The sequence below is a fragment of the Paenibacillus sp. EPM92 genome, assembly GCF_016586185.1.
GTDB classification, from domain to species: domain Bacteria; phylum Bacillota; class Bacilli; order Paenibacillales; family NBRC-103111; genus Paenibacillus_G; species Paenibacillus_G validus.
The window spans coordinates 22,496-39,498 of sequence record NZ_BCPS01000050.1; the positions used below are offsets into that span (position 1 = coordinate 22,496).

The window sequence follows — 17,003 nt, forward strand, 5'->3', positions numbered from 1 at the left end:
TACCGTATGAACTTAAGTTCGGATCCGCTTCATACATCTTCGGGCGAAGAGGAAGCAGGCGGACAGCAGCAGCATGATGACAAGGGAAACCGTAAAAGCCGTCAGCGCCGCCGGCAGCGTATGCCGGAACCAGGTCGCGAGCGGCTGCGTCACGTCTACGGTGGAGTAAGCGGACGGCTCGAACGTCGCGGGAACGGCGGCCAGCGGCTCCCAGAGGAGCAGGACCAGGGCGGCCGCCAGCAAGCCGTGCACGAACCGCGCGAATAAGAACGGCGTGTAGCGAAACGGCGTGCGGTGAAGCACGCTGACGATTTGCGCATGAACGGACAGCCCTGCCCACGAGAGCACCCAGGCCGCAATCGCCGCTTTGTACATGGGCGGAATGCCGATTGCGCTGCCGGCCTCTTTGGCTCCTAGCGTCACCTCGAAAAATCCGTTCACGACGGCTTCTGCCAAGACGGAGGGAATGCCTGCGCCCTGCAGCACGGTTTGCACCCCCGTATAAATGAACGACATCACGCCTGCGGACGCCAGTACTTCCATGACGACGGAGAAAAACACGACCAAGCCTCCGATGACGAACGATAATTGGAGACCCGAGGATAAAGCTTGCGTCAGCATGACGCCAAGCGTTCGTCCGTCCTGCAATCTGGCCGTGTGCATCGCCCGAAACGATTGCTTCCATATACCTATCCGACTGACCTTGGGGGCTTTTGCCTCCCGGGTCTGAACGCCATGACCCTCCCTCGGCTTGCCATGAAACCGCATCATCAAACCGACGAGAACGGCTGAGCCGTAATGGGCGGCGGCGAGCAGCCCGGCAAGCGACGGGCTGTGAAAGAAGCCGACCGATACGGCGCCGATCAGAAAGATCGGATCCGACGACGTCGTAAACGCGACAAGCCGTTCGCCTTCCTCGCGGGTAACGATACGCTGATCCCACAGCTGGCTCGTCAGCCGGGCGCCGATCGGATACCCGGAGGCAAAACCCATCGCCATCACGAAGCCCCCGATCCCGGGCACGCGAAATAGCGGTCGCATCATCGGATCGAGCAGCGTCCCGAAGAAATGCACAATGCCGATGCCGAGCATCATCTCGGAGATGACGAAGAACGGAAACAGTGCGGGAAAGAGCACATCCCACCAGATGGCAATGCCCTTGATGGACGCCCGAAAAGACGGTTCCGGAAAGATCAGCATCATACAGGCTAACAGGACGGCGGCGAGTGCGGCGAGCTGCAGACCGGGATTTGTTTTGCGCAAAAAAGTCACTTCCTCTCCAAAGAGCCTGTCATTCTGGTATATGACGAGCTTCCCGGAGACATGCTCCTGAATGGAAGATATAGGCATGCAAAAATTAAAGAGAGTGCTTTCAAAAATGCTGTTTGTTTATTTTTTTTATGGTACAATGGTACTAATATGAGAATGGGAGTGATCCTTATGATGGGCGTTATTGCTGGAATTCTCGTATGTGCATTTGTATATGTCATCAGGGAGACCTTAATGACCTCTGGTGAAGAAGACGCCTAAGTTGAAACGGCCGTTGCTGTGTTTACCGGTCAACGCGCCGAGTGGGATAGGATTCGAATGACGATGCTAAAGCGCATGCATTAGCATCTTTTTTTGTTGACTGACATCGCGCCCCCTTTGTAAGACAAGGACGGTGCCGCCGATTATCTTAGGGTTAAGGAGCTGATTGCTTTGACGCATGAACGAGAATCGATGACGATATATGAAGCGATGGGCGGGGTGGAAGGCATTCGCCGAATCGTCGAAGCCTTCTATCCGAAGGTTCAGGCCCACCCGCTGATCGGCCCGTTATTTCCTGACAATATTAGGCCGGTGATGGAGAGGCAAACTTTATTTTTAAGTCAATTTTTCGGCGGACCGCCGCTGTATTCGGAACAATACGGCCATCCGATGATGCGCGCCCGCCACCTCCCTTTCCCCATTACCGAAGAGCGAGCGGAAGCGTGGCTCGGCTGCATGGCGTTAGCGCTTGAAGAAACCGGCATGGAGCCGCAGCTGCGGCGCGCCGTGCTGGAACGGCTGAAGGGGCCTGCCTATCATTTTGTGAACAGCTGAATGTCATATGCCGATTAAAGGAAGTGTATGAAATGATGGAGCCTCTATTCCAAGCAAAAGTCCAATGCCCCCAGTGCGATGCGGAATTCAGAACGTCTCGGGTAAGGCCGAGCTTCAAGAAGTCGATCAAGTCCGACACGGACTTTTGCCTGCATTATAAAGATCTGAATCCCGATTATTACGTCGTGCGGATTTGTCCGTTTTGCGGCTTCGCCGGCACCGAAAATTCGAAGGAGCACCTCACGCTTCAGCAGAAGAACGCTTTTAAGGAGAAGATCGGCGCCAAGTGGTCGTACAAAGACTGCGGCGGCGAACGTCAATGGGATGATGCATTATATGCTTTTAAGCTGGCGCTCGTATGCGCGCAGGCGGTGAATGAAAAAGGGCGGGTCACCGCCTCATTGCTCCACCATATTGCCTGGTTGTATCGGCATCAGGGAAACGAGGAGCAGGAGAAACGGTTCCTTCAATACGCGCTTGAGGAGTATATCCGGACGTTTGAGACGGAAGCTTCCGAGATGAACAACGCCAGGCTCATGTATTTAATCGGAGAGCTGCATCGGCGCTTGAAAAATTTCAATCAAGCGGTCAAGTGGTTCGCACGCGTCGTGAACGACAAACAGATTATGGATGCCGGCATGATTCGGGCTTGCCGGGAGCAGTGGCAGGCCGTACGGGAGGAAATGCAGGAGCAAAAGCTTCAGCTGGAAGAAGATGTCCAAGAATTATAGACTCCGTATGTAAGCTGCACTAACAAACAAACGCTTAAAGGGAATTCGCTGCCGGGCCGGGGAGGCGGGAAACGAATTTGCTTTAAGCGTTTTGTTATGCCATTTGCAGGAATTAGCGCCCGCTTGTCTGCTGTTATGTCGATTTCGAGCGGTCGCCGCGGCGAAGCGGCCGGCTCGCCAGCAAATAGTCCGAATCGGCATCGACGAGTGTCAGCCGATTGCGGCAGCAGGGGAATACGAGCAGCTTCTTGACGCGGTCTTGAAGCTCCTGCATGTCCCTCGCTTTAAGCGGCAGCAGGACGTTCTCCGCTTGGCAGAACGGGCAGTTTTGCACGTAGATGTCCTGACCGAACCGGTCGTAAGGCCATGTATTTTCGAAAGGTATCATCGTTTTCGGTTACTCCGATTTCGGCTTTTCTTGAGCTTCGGCGGCGGTGCCGGTTTTGCTATCCGCTTCCGCAGATTTGGCCAGCTCGGCCAGCTTTTGCAGCAAAATATGCTGCGGCATATGCATCAGGTGCTCCAGCGGCACGTTCAACTGTTTGGCCAGCTTTTGTGCCGTTTCCGGAGAAATTTGCAGCGGTCTCATCTTCCGAAATCAACTCCCATTCGTACATCTATAGTCTCCATTTAAACATATCCAGGACCTGCATTCAACAAGAAACCATCCCGGAAGGGCGGGGGCCTGCGCCTCTTGACGCACCCGTCCGAACAATAGAGCTCCATTTGGGCTGGACGTCAAATTATGGTTTAATGGAAAAAGAAGTATATCCCTTATTGGAAGGTGCGGTGTTCACTCATGCAAAGTCCTTTGCCTCAAACCTGGGATTTGGAGCGTTTTTTTGCCGGAGGCAGTCAATCGGAGGCGTTTGCCCGCTTTCTGCGTCAGCTGGAGACGGATATCGCGGCGCTGCGTACCGCGCTGAAGGAGCTGCGCGTGCCGAACACGGCCGAGGAAGCGACGGCGCTGCTGCCGACGCTTGCGCTGCTGCAGAAAGCGGCGCTCGCATTGCGCGAAGCGGACTCGTTCACGGCCTGCTTGGCCGCCGCTAACCAGAACGATAAGACGGCCGTCATGCTGGCAGGTAAAGTGAAGGCGATTGGGGCGGAGTACGCCACCGCGCAAACGCATTTCGACGACCTGCTGACGCGTATAGGGGAGGAGGCCTGGCAGGCATTGCTGGCGCATCCGGAAACGGCGGAAATCCGTTACCCGCTCGTAGAGCGCAAGCTGCTTGCGGCCGACAAGCTGCCGCCGGAGCAGGAGGCGCTTGTCAACGATTTGGCCGTTGACGGGTATCACGGCTGGGGCGAGTCGTATAACACGACCGTCAGCAAGTTCCGCGTTCCGTATGAGGAGAACGGCGAAGTGCTTCAGCTGTCGGCCGGTCAGGCGGCCAACCGGATGCACAGCCCCGACCGGAAGGTGCGGCAGAAGCTGTTCCGTTCATGGGAGGAGCAGTGGGCCGAGCATGCGGATTATTGCGCCGACGCGCTGAACCATTTGGGCGGGTTCCGGCTGAAGCTGTACGAGCGCCGAGGCTGGGAGGACATTCACAAGGAGCCGCTTGCGATCAACCGGATGACGAAGGAAACGCTCGATGCGATGTGGGGCGTCATCGAGGGCGGTAAAGATATCTTCGTCCGTTATCTGGAGCGGAAAGCGAAGCTGCTCGGCATTCCGAAGCTGAGCTGGTACGATGTCGACGCGCCAGTCGGCGAAGGCAGCCTGGAGTTCAGCTATGATGAAGGCGCCCAGCTGATCGTCGAGCAGTTCCGCCGCTTCAGCCCGCGGATGGCTGATTTTGCGGAGAGGGCGTTCGAGAACCGCTGGATCGAAGCGGAGGATCGTCCCGGCAAGCGGCCGGGCGGGTTTTGTACGTCGTTCCCGATCGCCGAAGAAACCCGGATCTTCATGACTTACGCCGGCACGGCTTCCAATGTGGCGACGCTGGCGCATGAGCTGGGCCACGGGTACCACCAGCACGTCATGAACGATTTGCCGGCGCTTGCACAGGAGTACGCGATGAACGTGGCCGAGACGGCCTCGACGTTCGCGGAGATGGTCGTCGCCGATGCGGCGGTGAAGGCCGCGTCAAGCGAGGCTGAGCGGATTACGCTGCTGGAGGATAAAATACAGCGATCCGTCGCGTTCTATATGAACATCCATGCGCGATTTATATTCGAGACGAATTTCTACGAGGAGCGGCGCCAGGGGCTGGTCGGGATCGAGCGCTTGAACGAGCTGATGACGGCGGCGCAGAAGCAGGCGTTTTGTGAGGCACTCGAGGAATATCATCCTCATTTTTGGGCGTCGAAGCTGCATTTTTACATCACCGAGGTACCGTTCTACAATTTTCCGTATACGTTCGGTTATATGTTCAGCACCGGCTTGTACGCCGAGGCGCTCCGCCGGGGAGCTGCGTTCGAGGACCAGTATGTGGCGCTCCTGCGCGATACCGGCCGGATGACCGTGGAAGAACTGGCGCGTAAACATTTGGGCGTCGACCTGACGAAGCCGGACTTCTGGCAGCAGGCGCTGGATCTGTCGGTCGCCGACGTGCATGAATTTCTGCGCTTGACGGAATAAGACCGTTCGACCGTTCGGTGTACAAGGAAAGAGGCTGACCCTGCGGCAGATGATAATCTGCGGGGGTCAGCCTCTTTCACATGGCCGTCTCTTATGTACTAGAGCTTGAAGATGCTCATCGTGAGCTGCAGCTGCGTCACCAGCCGTGTCATTTCTTCCGACTGGGCCACGATGGCTTGCACGGCGCCGATCTGATCCTTCATGGAGGCGGACACTTGCTCCGTCCCGGCGGCGGATTGCTCCGTGATTGCCGATATGTTCTCCATCGTCGCCGAGATTTGTTGGGCGCCGGCCAGCATCTGCTCGCTTTCGCGCGCGAACTTTGAAATTTGCTCGCTGATGAAGGATACGCTGCTTACGATTTCTCCGAATACCGTTTCCGTCTCGGAAATCAGCTGGGTTTGCTCTTGCACGATCTTTTCGTTTTGCGCCATGGACGAGAGCGCTTCCTGGATGCCTTGCTCAATGCTGCGCACCAAGCCGAACACCTCTTGGGTCGAGGTCGTCGACTCTTCGGCAAGCTTCCGGACTTCTTGGGCGACGACGGCGAAGCCTCTGCCATGCTCGCCTGCCCGTGCCGCTTCAATAGAGGCGTTCAAGGACAGCAGGTTCGTCTGCTCGGCGATTTCCGAAATGGACGCGGTGATGGTGGAAATTCCTTTCGTCAGCTCGGCCAGCGAGTTGATCGTGTTCGAGACGTTGGCGGTCGCTTCGACGTTCTTGCGGACGCCGTCGCTTTGCGTTTCGACGGATTGCAGACCTTTATTGACCAGCTCCAGCATTTGGCCGGAGCGCGCATTCATTTCCCGCGTCGATTCCGTGTAGCTGGTTACTTTATGCTCGATGTCCTTCGTGGCGGCAGAAACCTCACTGATTTCCTCGGAAATTTGATTGGCCCCGGCTGCAAGCTCGTTGGCTGCGATCGCGGCTTCTTCGAGCACCGCTTTCATTTTCTCATTCTTGTAAAAGATGTCCCGGCTGGAATCCGACACGTGTTTCGACGCTTTACCGGTATCCTTCAAAATTTCGCGCAGCTTCTCCGTCATCCGGTTGAACGAATTCGCCAGCTCGCCCAGCGCATCGTTCGATTGAATGTGAATTTTCGACGTGAAGTCGCCCTTGGAGATGCTAATCGCGGCGCGGGAAATATCGCTGATCGGTTCTGTAAGCGTTCTTTCCAGGAATCGGATAAAAGGAAAACTTAACCCGGCCAGCAGAAATAGTAAAATAAGCCCCCAGAGCATACTTGACGAGGATTGAAAAATGAAAAACAGCATAGCGATGGAGTAAACGGCAACGATGGCGTAGCACCCAAGCTGGAGCTTGTTCTTAAACGATAAGCCTGAAAATCTGTTCATACCCGAACGACCCCTTCAATCTGTTCTGGGATCAACGACTCATACAAGGCGATTAATCCTACGGGCAATTATACCACTGCTTGTAAGTTTTGGTCTATAGGGTTGGAAGAAAGGGGTTTCGATAGGCCTACATGCATAGCGAAAAAAGTGAATTTTTGTTGATATTTTGATTTTATTGTCCTATAATAGGGCTACATCAGGATATACATAATATTCCATTAATTCAAAAAGAAGGGATGATGCTTTTGATTTTGGAGAAGGTTTCGTTAGCGCGGCAGTTGGACCTGGTGTTTCGGGAATTAAAGGAAGAGCTTGCGCATTTGACGTCGGGCACCGTATTCGTGCAAATTCGCAACAACATGGTAGGAAAGTTCGGGGTCAGGCACTTTCCCTTGGAAAGTAGAGGAAGCGAACTCAAGAAAGCGGACCGGGGACTGACCGAAAGCCACCAGCACTCCTTTCGTCAGACAGCCCTTGAGTCGTTAAAGCTGAAAAAATGGTCGCACGGCGAAATCCAGTTCGAGTTCGCGATGCGGCAAAACTTGTTATGCACAAGCGTCACGTTCGAATCGAATTATAATATGGCGAATCTTGTCAATCCCGACAAAAACGGCAATACCGATTGATCAGCACTTATACCTCATTTATAGTAGGATGGGCCTTTGGCGTTGATGCCGGAGGCCTATTTCACTTTTACGGATTCCATCCTGCGCTTAGACGGGAGCGGTGGAAATCGTTTATAATAAACAATACCGGCCTCGGATAATCGGGGCGGCCGCACATGGAAAAGCGGTTCCGCGAGGGAACCGCCCCGTTAAGTATTCGAGGTACTGCATTATCGAGTGAACTTGCCGGCCAACTGCTGCTCGGCGATTTGAACCAGACGACGTGTGATGTGGCCACCAATAGCCCCGGTGTCGCGAGTAGCCATGAAACCATAGTACCCGTCTTGAGGAATTTGGATGCCCAGCTCTTGAGCAACTTCATACTTCAGTTGGTCCAAAGCTTGGGAAGCTTGAGGTACGACCAAAGCGTTGCTGCTGCGGGATTGTCCTGCGCCCATCGATATCACCTCCGTTCTTGAAGGTAGTATGTACCAAAGCAATAATTATACTCTTTGAAAAAAATTGGTAAATGTGTCCACCGGGTGAAAAGGAGAACCGCCATGGCATTTTCATTAACTTACCGCAACTGGTCGTTTGACGCCGGCCTGCAGATCGTTCACGCCGACGTCCGGCTCGACATCGACGGTGAAACCGTGATCGATGAGCCTTTATGTCTGGACGTCGGACTGCCGGCCCTGCTCTTGAGCGCTTTGGAGAACGTGGAACCGGACCGCTGGGCCGGAGTGGACGCGTGGACGAAGGTTCCGTTCTTTATTTGCGGCTGCGGCGATCCGGAATGCCGGGCGTTCTCGTTCGTCGTCATCCACCGAAGCGAGCGGGAGCTGGAATTGACGGAAGTGGAGGAGCGGCAAGGCGGAGCCCCGCGCCGGGTAGCGTCTTATACGGTGGATAAGGCGGAGTACGTTCGGCAGGTACGGGATATCGCCGAAACGTTCCTGAGCTTCGTGGAGCCGCTCGACTACCGCCCTTTGTACAAAGACACCGTCCCCACGGTTCGCCGATTGTTGGATGAGTTGTCTTTGAAATATTCGACATAGTCGTTTATAACCCGTCCGCGACGGTAAGGTCCGGCATCCAGCGGCGCATATGGGCGGCCACTTCTTTAAAGACGCGGGGCGCGTCCTTTAATTCCTCTTCCGTCACGGAGGCCAGCGGAACGACACGATAACCGCGCCACCGCTTGAAGCGGATGTAAGTGGGCAGGAATGTGACGTTCTCGACGACGATGCGGCTGCCTATCGAACCGGCCTCTGGCCCCGGCCCCGGTACCTTTCGGAGGTCCGCGCTCAAGATGCCGCCGATTCGCGTATGCGGGTCGGATTGCTTCTGAGCGGCGATAAAATTGCCGAGCGAGTAGACGACCAGGCTTCGTCCGCCGTTACGGCCGTTGTCGATCCACTCGAGCGGCTGCAGCACATGCGGATGATGGCCGAGGATCAAGTCCGCGCCGGACACGGCGGCCAGTTTGGCCAGGCGCTTCTGCTCGTCGTTCGGCAGCCGCTGATATTCGACGCCGAAGTGCAGGCTGACGACGACGGCATCGGCCAGCCGCTTCGCTTCGCGAATTTCGGCGGTCAGGACGCCCGGCTCCAGCCGGTGCACGAGATGGGATTTGCCCGGCGGTGAAGGAATGCCGTTGGTGCCGTAGGTGTATGATAGAAACGCCAGCTTCAAGCCGTTCCGTTTCACGAGCCGCATACGCCGCCGATCGTTGACGCTCTCGCTCGCTCCCGCGTACTCGACCTGCAAGTCCCGCCAGTGCCCGATCGCTTGCAGCACAGCCTTCTCGCCGCGATCGAGCGTATGGTTGTTGGCCATCGTAACGACATCGACGCCGGCATCCCGGAGAGCGTCGGCTGTCTCGAACGGGCTGTTGAACGTCGGGTAATCGGACAAGCCGATGCCGATCCCGCCGGTGATGCTCTCTTGATTGGCGACAGTCACGTCCGCCGCCGCGAGCGCAGGACGAACTTTCTCGAACATCGGCCGAAAGTCGAAGCCGCTCTTTGTGCGGGCGTCGTCATAAATGGAGCGGTGAATCAAGACATCGCCGATGGCGGCGATCGACGCTTTCTGCTCCGGCTGCGGGCAGGGAGGGCCGGAGCGCAGCCGGGGTACTTCGTACGCCGCTCTTGGAACGGCTTGCCGGACGGCAGTCGGGTGAACGTCGGGGCTGGCGGCGGAACCGCTTAACGATGCAAGCAAGATGACCGCCGCTATAGCGCCGGACAGACAACGTGTCACGCAGGATTCGCCTCCCTTGTCATAACTTCACCGGTACCCTTACTATTCACTGGAATGAATGCGATTATGAAGCGTGGAAAATGTTTGAAAACCGAAACCTTTTAACCGCGCCGTTCGTTAAAAATGACAAAGCCTCCGATCGACGGAAAGCGAGGAGATGTTAGTGATGGAAGCGCGCAAGGTATATGTTCGCGACAACTTTTTGTCCAGAGGGGAAACGGACATCACGGATGAACGGGAGCGGAAAATCGGCACGCTCGACCTGCACGGCATGTTTCAATCCGGCGTAACGGTCCAGAGTTTCTCAGATGGGTTAACGTCGTATAGCGGAAAATTCCGGGCTTTCTCCAATACGTGGCTCGTGTTTAACGGAGGGGACCAAGAAATCGGCACGTTAAAAGCGAAGTTCACGTTTTTTACCAAACGGTATGTATATGATAGCGATACGCACGGGACGTTCTATATCGAATCCCCCGCCTTCTCGCGGGAATATACGGTGAAGACGGAGAGGGAGCAGCTGGCCGCCGAATTCCGCCGCGTGGACGGGATGTTCGGGGCCGGGGCGTTCGAGCTGACCAACGACTCGACGCTGCCGATGGAAGAACTGATTGTTGTCGTCATGGGCGTTCATGCGATTCAAAAAAGGCAAAGCGCCGCCTCCACATAAGACAGCGAAGGAAAAAGGCTCCGGCAACGCTTAACGCGCTGCCGGAGCCTTTTGGCTTGCTGCAGAAGTTCAGGCGGGTGACCCTCCATTAAGCGCCGAAATTCATGTTCGGGTAAACGTAGGGTGTCTTCGCCGGTTCGGCTTTGGCTACCTTCTCGACCTTCAGCACCATGATCTCGACGTCGTTGAATTTCGTCTTCTCCAGGGTGCCGGTGACCGTGACCCAGGTGTCTGCGGCGAATGTTTTGGCGCGGTCGTACTCGGCAAGCACGCCGAACGGTGCGGCATCCGCGGAGCAGCATTGAATGGAAAAGCGCCCGATGACAAACTGGTTGTCTTTCATATCCTCTTGCCGGTAGACGAAACCGGTCAGCTGCATTTTTTTGCCGATGAAGGCATCCAGGTAAAGGTCCACCGAGGTGAGCGTCTCGATAAACCATTCTTCCTGGACGGTAATCTGATCGGAAGCGTACAGCTTCTTCGCGAAATCGGCGTACTGCTTCGTGAACTTATCCGATGGAAACAACGCATCGAGAGAACCGGAGGCTCCTTTGGCCGGCGGTTGCGCCGGCGGCGGATTGTCCGCGCCTGGCGCGGCTGCGTTGGAGGACGAGAGACCTGCCTCCGGAGGCTCGCTTTCTTTCTTCACGGCGCTGGCGCTGCTGAGGTTCATGCCTTTCTTCGCGGCCAAGCTGCTGCCCAGCGACGTATCCGGAAGCAAGAACCCGAGCAGCAGCGGCAGGAGGAAGAGGCCGTATACAACCGTGTTCTTGAGAATGGAGCGCGACGGCGTATGATCGTGCCCGCAGTCGCAATCCGGCTCATGCGTACTGCGGAACGTGCGTACCGCCTGATAGCCTTGGTACACAGCCACGGCGTAGAGCGCCAGGGAGGACCATTTGACGTAATCCACCATGCGGGGCGCGATGTAGAGCAAAATTCGATCGCTGTGCACGAGATATGCGATATAACCGGCAAAGCCGAATAAGATGAGCGCTTTAATGGTATGGTGAAAGCTGAGCAGACGTGGACTCATAATAGGACACCTCACTGGAAAAAGATACGTTCGAACAGCAGCGAGCCGATTAACGTCACGATTACGAGCAGCCCGGTCAGCAGAAGCACGAACTTGGCGCGGAAGGCGGACAGAAGCATGAGCGTGCTTTTCATATCGAGCATCGGTCCGAAGACAAGAAAGGTCAACAGCGACCCTGCCGAGAACGTCGTGGCGAACGACGAGGCGACGAAGGCGTCGGACGTCGAGCAGAGCGACAGCACATAGGCAAAGCCCATCATGAACAGATGCGAGCTAACCGTTCCTTCCCCGATCGAAACCAGGCTTTCCCGGGACATGAACGTTTGAATCAGGGCTGTCAGCATGGCGCCGAAAATCAAATATTTGCCCATGTCGAAAAATTCGTCCGATGCGTGCCCAAGCACGCCGGACAAGCGGCCTCGCCATCCGGGACCGTGAGCATGCGTATGGCTGTGATCATGCGTATGGCCGTGATCATGCCCATGCGCTGTATGATGATGATGCGTATGCCCATATTCGTGCCCGTGTTCATGCGCGTGATTGTGCGTGTGCACAGGCGCGGCACCGTATTTCAAGCCGGCCCGCAGCGGATTGGTGCGGACGAAACGGTACACGAGCAGCCCGATCGTGGCGGCGACGAGAAAAGCGAGCGCCATGCGCGAGTAGGCGATTTCGGGACGCGTACGGAACGCCATGAAGGTGGAGGCGTATACGACCGGATTAATAATCGGACCGGCGAGGATGAAGACGACGGCCGTATATACGGGCATGCCCTTGAGAATCAGGCGGCGTATGACCGGGATCATCCCGCATTCGCACAGCGGAAAGACGATGCCGAGCGCGCAGGCGAACAGAACGCCGAGCACCGGATTTTTGGGCACCCATTTGCGGATCGTTTGCTCGGAAACGAACATTTGCAGCAGGGCGGAAACCAGGACGCCGAGGAGGACGAACGGCAGCGCCTCGAGCACGATGCTGATGAACAGCGTCTTAAAGTTTTGAAGCTCCTCCGAGCCGATCCACGACAAGTCGGGCGGCTGTTTTTGCCTGAAAATAAGGATGAACATGATGATGCATAAAACGGCGAGAACGTTAGTGGCCAGTCGTTGAATAGTCGTTTGCAAAGCACGGTCTCTCCTTCTTTTTCGTAATTATTATTATAGCGTATGCACTGCGGAATGAATATAGGACAAGTTTTTGGTCAAAAAGTGATCTTGACATGCCGCATGCCGTTCGGTACAATGACGTCTAATAAGCGATGACGGGAATAAGTAGGCGGCAGGCACGCTTTGCAGAGAGCCGGTGGCAGGTGCGAACCGGCAGGCGGCGGTCGTTCGAATGGATCCTCGAGCTGAACGGTGGAACAGGCGTCAAACCCGGGCCCGGGCTTAGGAGTCGTGCGCTGCATTATACCGTTACGGTCACTCCCCGTTACAGGAGATCAAGGCTCTTGTCGATCGCCGATTCGCGGCTGACGCGGCAACGGGCGAATTAGGGTGGCACCACGGTCTCTCGTCCCTTGCGGCGGAAGGCCTTTTTGTTTTGCAGTCGGACCGGAAGAAGAGAAGTTTCCATGATCAAGGAGGAAGAAGAACATGTCCAAATTACGAGTGCTGTCGGGGATGCAGCCCAGCGGGCAGTTGACGCTGGGCAACTATATCGGAGCCTTGAAAAATTATGTGAAGCTGCAGATCACCCATGATTGCTACTTTATGGTGGTCGATCTGCATGCGATTACGGTTCCGCAGGAACCGGCGGCGTTGAAGGAGCAGTCGGAGTCGGTCGCGGCGCTGTATTTGGCGGCTGGCATCGATCCGAAAGCGGCAACGGTCTTCCTGCAATCGACGGTGTCCGCTCATGCGGAGCTTGGATGGTTGATGACGACGCTCACCTATATGGGCGAGCTGGAGCGGATGACGCAATTTAAAGACAAGTCGGCCGGCAAAGAATCCGTCGGTGCGGGCTTGTTCACGTATCCTTCGTTGATGGCGGCCGACATTCTGTTGTACAATGCCGATCTCGTGCCGGTGGGCGACGATCAGAAGCAGCATCTGGAGCTGACGCGCGACCTGGCGCAGCGGTTCAACGGCAAGTTTGGCGAGACGTTCAAAATTCCGCAGGGCTACATCCCGGAAGTCGGGGCGCGTGTCATGTCGCTTGACGATGCCTCCAAGAAGATGAGCAAGAGCAATCCGAATGCCGGCAGCTACATCGCGCTGCTCGATGCGCCGGACGTTGTACGCAAGAAAATTAGCCGGGCGGTAACGGACTCGGGGCGCGAAGTGAAATTCGATCCGGCGAACAAGCCGGAGGTGAGCAACCTGATCAGCATTTACACGCAGGTGGCTGATAAAACGATTGCCGAAGTCGAGGCGCTTTACGAAGGACAAGGCTACGGGCCGTTTAAAAAAGACCTGGCCGAGGCTGTCGTGACGGTGCTGGAGCCGCTGCAGCAGCGCTATCGCGAGATCCGGGAATCCGGCGAGCTGCACCGCATCCTGGCCGAAGGGAAGGAGCGGGCCGCCGAGCAGGCGGAACGGATGCTGAAGGAAGTCAAGACGAAGATGGGCTTTGTCGTTCTTTGAAACGACAAAAGAGCTTGTCCGACGGTGTGATCGTTCACCCGGAGGACAAGCTCTTTTTTATGTATCGATCCGTCAGCGTTCTTCTTGCTGCCGGCCTTCGCGCCGTCTCCGCTGTCTGGCCTTCACGATAAAGCCGGATCCTATAAAGAATAGGGCGATTATGCCGGTCAATACGGCCATCCATGGTCGCCCTGCAGCGATAAAGTAGCTGACCGTTGTCAGCAGCGCGGTCCCGACAAGGGCATAAATCAGCGCAAGAGTTTTGTTCATAAGGGTTCAAATCCGCCTTTGCTCCATAAAATTTGAAACTCGAAAGGTTTTTTCATAAAGGTGCGTATAGTTTCTTACAGCGGGCACATAATAAGTTTGCAAGCTTGCAAATACATCAAAGACATCATTCAATTGAAAGGAGTGCTGAACATGGGTGCAGGTCAATCCCGCAGCAGCAACGCTCTGGTCGTACCACAAGCTTCACAGGCATTGGATCAATTAAAGTATGAGGTAGCTCAAGAATTGGGCATCCAAATCCCGCAAGACGGCTACTACGGTTACATGGCATCTCGCGACACCGGTGCGATCGGCGGTCACATCACTCGTCGCTTGGTCCAAATCGCCGAGCAAGCAATCGCGGGTCAAACTCGCTAATTGCAGACGGCATTCTTAGCATCAGCGTAGTATCGACATAAGCTCAGGGAGCCAATCTCCTTGGGCTTTTTCATCATATATGGCGAACAAGTCCGCTGAAAGAAGCGGAGCATGAGCCTGAAGGGTGGCGCATGTCCGCTGGCGGGTTAAGGCCCGGTTAATTCATATCGACGCGCAGCTTCTTCTCCAGCCGGGTATCGTTCACCCAGCCGACATAAGAATCGAGCGTTTCAAACGATTTGTCCATCCGCAGCACCGCTACGAAAGGATACTGCTTGCGATGCCGGTAGCGCACATCGGCCCAGCGTACCTCGTAGCCCCAGCCGTGCTCCTTGACGTCGGCGCAGGCAAACGAGGTAAAGTAAAGGAAGGAGGCGATATTCGGATGCGCTTTGGAAGCGTCCACCGCCGGATGGCAATCGCATTTGACGTGATCGACCCACTTGATCCGGCCGTTGCGATATTCGCCCAGGCTGAACGTCGTGTCGTTCTTTTGTTTCACGACCTGCCAATGATACAGATGGACGGTAGGGATTAACGTGTACTTGTCGCCGGGCGCGTACTCGGGATCCTGACGGTACAAGGTGGACTCCAGCCGGTGATGATGCCACGAGCGCCACGCGTAATAAACGGCTATCAATCCGTATAACAACGGGAAAGCGACCGCCGGGTCCACCAACCTCATCGACCAGAGGAAGATGGCGACCACATGCGCCAAAAAGATAAACGGATCGAAAATATGAATGATATTCCATGACACCCATCGCTCCGAGAAGGGACGAAGCGCTTGCGTTCCGTACGTATTGAACAAGTCGGTGAATACGTGGAATGCAACGGCGATGAACACCCACATCGTGACATGCAGCATAGGCAATCCGTCGAAGAAAAGCCAGAGCGCGCCGGAGATGGCTGCCGTCCAAAGGAAAAGCGCAGGCAGCGAGTGGGAGATCCCGCGATGATTTTTAATGTAAACTGCATTATTCTTCAAACGAAGCAGCGTATCCGCATCGGGCGCTTGCGAGCCCGCGACGGTTCCGATCAAGACCGCCGTCGCAACGACGGGATCTGCGGCTACGACAGGATCAATATAAGCGAGCCCTGCCAGTCCTAGCCCGATGACGAGATGGGTACCGGTGTCCATGGACTTACCTCCTGAAAAGCGTATTTCTTCCATAATGTGATTTGCAGTCCATTACTAGTAGTGTATCATTTTCTTGAACAAAATAAAGGTGGCGAGGGTGAAAAAAGTGTGTATCGTTTTTGTCGAGTATCGGATTGAAAAAGAGTACCGTACTTCTTATTTAACGTGGGCGGCCGTTTTGAAACAACAGTTCGAACAAATGGACGTTTATGAGGGGGCTGAACAGCCCGGTTTGTTCGTTGAAATTTGGAACGGGTTGAGCGATGAAGCTTACGCGGCTATGAAAGCGGCCCGGACCGGAACGATAACGCCGGGCCTGCCCGATGAGACGGAAGAAGGTCGCTTGTGGCGCCGCATAGACCCTTGGATCGCCGGCGGCCGCGGGAAAGTCCATATATGGAAGTTCACGAGGATCACCCCTTAGGACGAAACCTTTCGTTTGCTCGAAGCTTATGATCCAGCTATATTCAAGCGATTCGAAAACGGTATAGGTATTTGATCGATTTGGCAGTCGTGCAGGCGAAAATAAAGAAACAGCGGAATCCCCCCAAATAGGGGATCCGCTGTTTCCGGCTTAACCATGTATGTTTTTTTAAAGAGTCAGCTTTATCGGCCGGTCGGGCCTCCTCCGAACGGATACGTGTAATTAAGTTCTTCGTCGAAGGTGATGTAGTCGAGGTTAACCATGAGGAGCAGGTACCGCATGCCTGTGGTCGGGTCGCTGATGATGATGTGGTCGCGGCCGGCGGCTTCCAGGCGACCCCTGAACACTTTTGCGTTCCATTCGGAGTTATTCTCGAACGTCATATAGATGGTGGCTACCTTGCCAAGGTTTAATCGCAGAATGTTCTCGATGAACGATTGCTCGAGCGGGAGCAAGCCGGGCGCTGCCTGGGACTGCGGGGACATGCCCGGCAAGGTCGAACCGCTTGGGATGGTCGCGCCCATGGGTGCGATCGGTTGAGTCGGGCCCGGCCCGGCGAATACATCGGGTAGCCGTAAGCATTGGTGTTCGGGCGGTAAGCTTGATTGTACATAATTTTCGAAAAACCTCCTTTGGGGTTAACGCCTGATAGGTGCATTGAACGCCTGGGCACATGCTGCCTGCAGGGGGGAAGAAACCGTGCTTCTGCTAGCGTCCGGTGTTCGGTTGGTTGCGCCGGGCCGGACTGGCGCCGGGTGGAACTGACATACCAAAGAGAATGACTTGCCGGATCATAACGCTCGCCGCTGGTCGCTCGCTGCATCTAGGCTTTCGCACATAATTTATACTATGTGATAGGCGGATGTTTGTT

At 55.5% G+C, this 17,003-nt stretch carries 19 protein-coding genes, 1 pseudogene and 1 other annotated feature; of the genes and pseudogenes, 9 read left to right on the forward strand and 11 right to left on the reverse strand.

Annotated features, from left to right (window positions below):
* Positions 1–12: 12 nt before the first annotated feature.
* Complete coding sequence (ylbJ, locus tag JMF85_RS09335; RefSeq protein ID WP_269103225.1) at positions 13–1,263, reverse strand: sporulation integral membrane protein YlbJ; 1,251 nt, start codon at positions 1,261–1,263, stop codon at positions 13–15.
* 459 nt (positions 1,264–1,722) lie between these two features.
* Between ylbJ and JMF85_RS09340 the strand changes: the two genes are divergently transcribed.
* Positions 1,723–2,085, forward strand: a complete 363-nt coding sequence (locus JMF85_RS09340) for a globin domain-containing protein (protein ID WP_054796367.1) — start codon at positions 1,723–1,725, stop codon at positions 2,083–2,085.
* A 32-nt stretch (positions 2,086–2,117) separates the two neighbouring features.
* Positions 2,118–2,816 (forward strand): DUF2225 domain-containing protein, encoded by a 699-nt coding sequence (locus JMF85_RS09345; RefSeq protein ID WP_054799839.1) that lies wholly within the window; start codon positions 2,118–2,120, stop codon positions 2,814–2,816.
* Positions 2,817–2,949: 133 nt separating this feature from the next.
* On the opposite strand, the gene JMF85_RS09350 is transcribed toward JMF85_RS09345, so the two are convergent.
* A complete protein-coding gene (locus tag JMF85_RS09350; protein ID WP_127604977.1) occupies positions 2,950–3,204 on the reverse strand; it encodes a hypothetical protein in 255 nt (84 codons plus the stop codon).
* A 9-nt stretch (positions 3,205–3,213) separates the two neighbouring features.
* On the reverse strand, positions 3,214–3,405 hold the full coding sequence (locus JMF85_RS09355; protein ID WP_054796342.1) for a YycC family protein: 192 nt from the start codon (positions 3,403–3,405) through the stop codon (positions 3,214–3,216).
* A 210-nt stretch (positions 3,406–3,615) separates the two neighbouring features.
* On the opposite strand from JMF85_RS09355, the gene JMF85_RS09360 reads away from it, so the two are divergent.
* On the forward strand, positions 3,616–5,406 hold the full coding sequence (locus tag JMF85_RS09360) for a M3 family oligoendopeptidase (RefSeq protein WP_201318102.1): 1,791 nt from the start codon (positions 3,616–3,618) through the stop codon (positions 5,404–5,406).
* 98 nt (positions 5,407–5,504) lie between these two features.
* Here the strand turns inward: JMF85_RS09360 and JMF85_RS09365 are convergent, their stop codons facing one another.
* Positions 5,505–6,764: a methyl-accepting chemotaxis protein gene (locus tag JMF85_RS09365; RefSeq protein ID WP_054799840.1), complete on the reverse strand. Its 1,260-nt coding sequence runs from the start codon at positions 6,762–6,764 to the stop codon at positions 5,505–5,507.
* A gap of 236 nt (positions 6,765–7,000) precedes the next feature.
* Here JMF85_RS09365 and JMF85_RS09370 point away from each other — a divergent pair, with 236 nt between their 5' ends.
* Positions 7,001–7,390 carry an O-methyltransferase gene (locus tag JMF85_RS09370; RefSeq protein WP_372813985.1) on the forward strand — a complete coding sequence of 130 codons (390 nt, stop codon included), beginning with the start codon at positions 7,001–7,003 and terminating at the stop codon, positions 7,388–7,390.
* Between the two features lie 209 nt (positions 7,391–7,599).
* Here the strand turns inward: JMF85_RS09370 and JMF85_RS09375 are convergent, their stop codons facing one another.
* Entirely contained in the window at positions 7,600–7,827 is a 228-nt protein-coding gene (locus JMF85_RS09375) for an alpha/beta-type small acid-soluble spore protein (RefSeq protein ID WP_054796343.1), read from the reverse strand.
* 102 nt (positions 7,828–7,929) lie between these two features.
* Between JMF85_RS09375 and JMF85_RS09380 the strand changes: the two genes are divergently transcribed.
* Positions 7,930–8,427, forward strand: a complete 498-nt coding sequence (locus JMF85_RS09380; protein WP_054796344.1) for a hypothetical protein — start codon at positions 7,930–7,932, stop codon at positions 8,425–8,427.
* A gap of 4 nt (positions 8,428–8,431) precedes the next feature.
* On the opposite strand, the gene JMF85_RS09385 is transcribed toward JMF85_RS09380, so the two are convergent.
* On the reverse strand, positions 8,432–9,634 hold the full coding sequence (locus JMF85_RS09385) for a CapA family protein (RefSeq protein ID WP_201318103.1): 1,203 nt from the start codon (positions 9,632–9,634) through the stop codon (positions 8,432–8,434).
* A 166-nt stretch (positions 9,635–9,800) separates the two neighbouring features.
* On the opposite strand from JMF85_RS09385, the gene JMF85_RS09390 reads away from it, so the two are divergent.
* Positions 9,801–10,301, forward strand: coding sequence for an LURP-one-related/scramblase family protein (locus JMF85_RS09390; RefSeq protein WP_127604971.1), 501 nt, complete (start codon positions 9,801–9,803; stop codon positions 10,299–10,301).
* Positions 10,302–10,389: 88 nt separating this feature from the next.
* Here JMF85_RS09390 and JMF85_RS09395 read toward each other — a convergent pair whose 3' ends face one another.
* Together JMF85_RS09395 and JMF85_RS09400 are read right to left on the reverse strand one after the other, a co-directional pair.
* Positions 10,390–11,337, reverse strand: a complete 948-nt coding sequence (locus tag JMF85_RS09395) for a TIGR03943 family putative permease subunit (RefSeq protein ID WP_127604970.1) — start codon at positions 11,335–11,337, stop codon at positions 10,390–10,392.
* Positions 11,338–11,348: 11 nt separating this feature from the next.
* Positions 11,349–12,461 carry a permease gene (locus JMF85_RS09400; RefSeq protein WP_141335395.1) on the reverse strand — a complete coding sequence of 371 codons (1,113 nt, stop codon included), beginning with the start codon at positions 12,459–12,461 and terminating at the stop codon, positions 11,349–11,351.
* Between the two features lie 125 nt (positions 12,462–12,586).
* Positions 12,587–12,860, forward strand: a binding site (T-box leader).
* A 72-nt stretch (positions 12,861–12,932) separates the two neighbouring features.
* On the opposite strand from JMF85_RS09400, the gene trpS reads away from it, so the two are divergent.
* Positions 12,933–13,922, forward strand: coding sequence for a tryptophan--tRNA ligase (gene trpS / locus JMF85_RS09405; protein WP_127604966.1), 990 nt, complete (start codon positions 12,933–12,935; stop codon positions 13,920–13,922).
* A gap of 72 nt (positions 13,923–13,994) precedes the next feature.
* Here the strand turns inward: trpS and JMF85_RS09410 are convergent, their stop codons facing one another.
* Positions 13,995–14,192 carry a DUF5325 family protein gene (locus JMF85_RS09410; RefSeq protein WP_054796349.1) on the reverse strand — a complete coding sequence of 66 codons (198 nt, stop codon included), beginning with the start codon at positions 14,190–14,192 and terminating at the stop codon, positions 13,995–13,997.
* A gap of 150 nt (positions 14,193–14,342) precedes the next feature.
* Between JMF85_RS09410 and JMF85_RS09415 the strand changes: the two genes are divergently transcribed.
* Positions 14,343–14,567, forward strand: a complete 225-nt coding sequence (locus tag JMF85_RS09415; RefSeq protein WP_054796368.1) for an alpha/beta-type small acid-soluble spore protein — start codon at positions 14,343–14,345, stop codon at positions 14,565–14,567.
* A 157-nt stretch (positions 14,568–14,724) separates the two neighbouring features.
* Here the strand turns inward: JMF85_RS09415 and JMF85_RS09420 are convergent, their stop codons facing one another.
* A complete protein-coding gene (locus tag JMF85_RS09420; protein ID WP_155614615.1) occupies positions 14,725–15,708 on the reverse strand; it encodes a metal-dependent hydrolase in 984 nt (327 codons plus the stop codon).
* Positions 15,709–15,805: 97 nt separating this feature from the next.
* Between JMF85_RS09420 and JMF85_RS09425 the strand changes: the two genes are divergently transcribed.
* On the forward strand, positions 15,806–16,132 hold the full coding sequence (locus JMF85_RS09425; protein WP_155614614.1) for a hypothetical protein: 327 nt from the start codon (positions 15,806–15,808) through the stop codon (positions 16,130–16,132).
* A 182-nt stretch (positions 16,133–16,314) separates the two neighbouring features.
* Here the strand turns inward: JMF85_RS09425 and gerQ are convergent.
* Positions 16,315–16,737, reverse strand: a pseudogene (gene gerQ / locus JMF85_RS09430) (spore coat protein GerQ); the annotation flags it as partial.
* Between the last annotated feature and the right edge of the window lie 266 nt (positions 16,738–17,003).

Coding starts and splice junctions, on each gene's coding strand:
- JMF85_RS09340 (WP_054796367.1), top strand. CDS start 1,723: ATGACGATATATGAAGCGATGGGCGGGGTGGAAGGCATTCGCCGAATC.
- JMF85_RS09345 (WP_054799839.1), top strand. CDS start 2,118: ATGATGGAGCCTCTATTCCAAGCAAAAGTCCAATGCCCCCAGTGCGAT.
- JMF85_RS09350 (WP_127604977.1), bottom strand. CDS start 3,204: ATGATACCTTTCGAAAATACATGGCCTTACGACCGGTTCGGTCAGGAC.
- JMF85_RS09355 (WP_054796342.1), bottom strand. CDS start 3,405: ATGAGACCGCTGCAAATTTCTCCGGAAACGGCACAAAAGCTGGCCAAA.
- JMF85_RS09360 (WP_201318102.1), top strand. CDS start 3,616: ATGCAAAGTCCTTTGCCTCAAACCTGGGATTTGGAGCGTTTTTTTGCC.
- JMF85_RS09365 (WP_054799840.1), bottom strand. CDS start 6,764: ATGAACAGATTTTCAGGCTTATCGTTTAAGAACAAGCTCCAGCTTGGG.
- JMF85_RS09370 (WP_372813985.1), top strand. CDS start 7,001: ATGATGCTTTTGATTTTGGAGAAGGTTTCGTTAGCGCGGCAGTTGGAC.
- JMF85_RS09375 (WP_054796343.1), bottom strand. CDS start 7,827: ATGGGCGCAGGACAATCCCGCAGCAGCAACGCTTTGGTCGTACCTCAA.
- JMF85_RS09380 (WP_054796344.1), top strand. CDS start 7,930: ATGGCATTTTCATTAACTTACCGCAACTGGTCGTTTGACGCCGGCCTG.
- JMF85_RS09390 (WP_127604971.1), top strand. CDS start 9,801: ATGGAAGCGCGCAAGGTATATGTTCGCGACAACTTTTTGTCCAGAGGG.
- JMF85_RS09395 (WP_127604970.1), bottom strand. CDS start 11,337: ATGAGTCCACGTCTGCTCAGCTTTCACCATACCATTAAAGCGCTCATC.
- trpS (WP_127604966.1), top strand. CDS start 12,933: ATGTCCAAATTACGAGTGCTGTCGGGGATGCAGCCCAGCGGGCAGTTG.
- JMF85_RS09410 (WP_054796349.1), bottom strand. CDS start 14,192: ATGAACAAAACTCTTGCGCTGATTTATGCCCTTGTCGGGACCGCGCTG.
- JMF85_RS09415 (WP_054796368.1), top strand. CDS start 14,343: ATGGGTGCAGGTCAATCCCGCAGCAGCAACGCTCTGGTCGTACCACAA.
- JMF85_RS09420 (WP_155614615.1), bottom strand. CDS start 15,708: ATGGACACCGGTACCCATCTCGTCATCGGGCTAGGACTGGCAGGGCTC.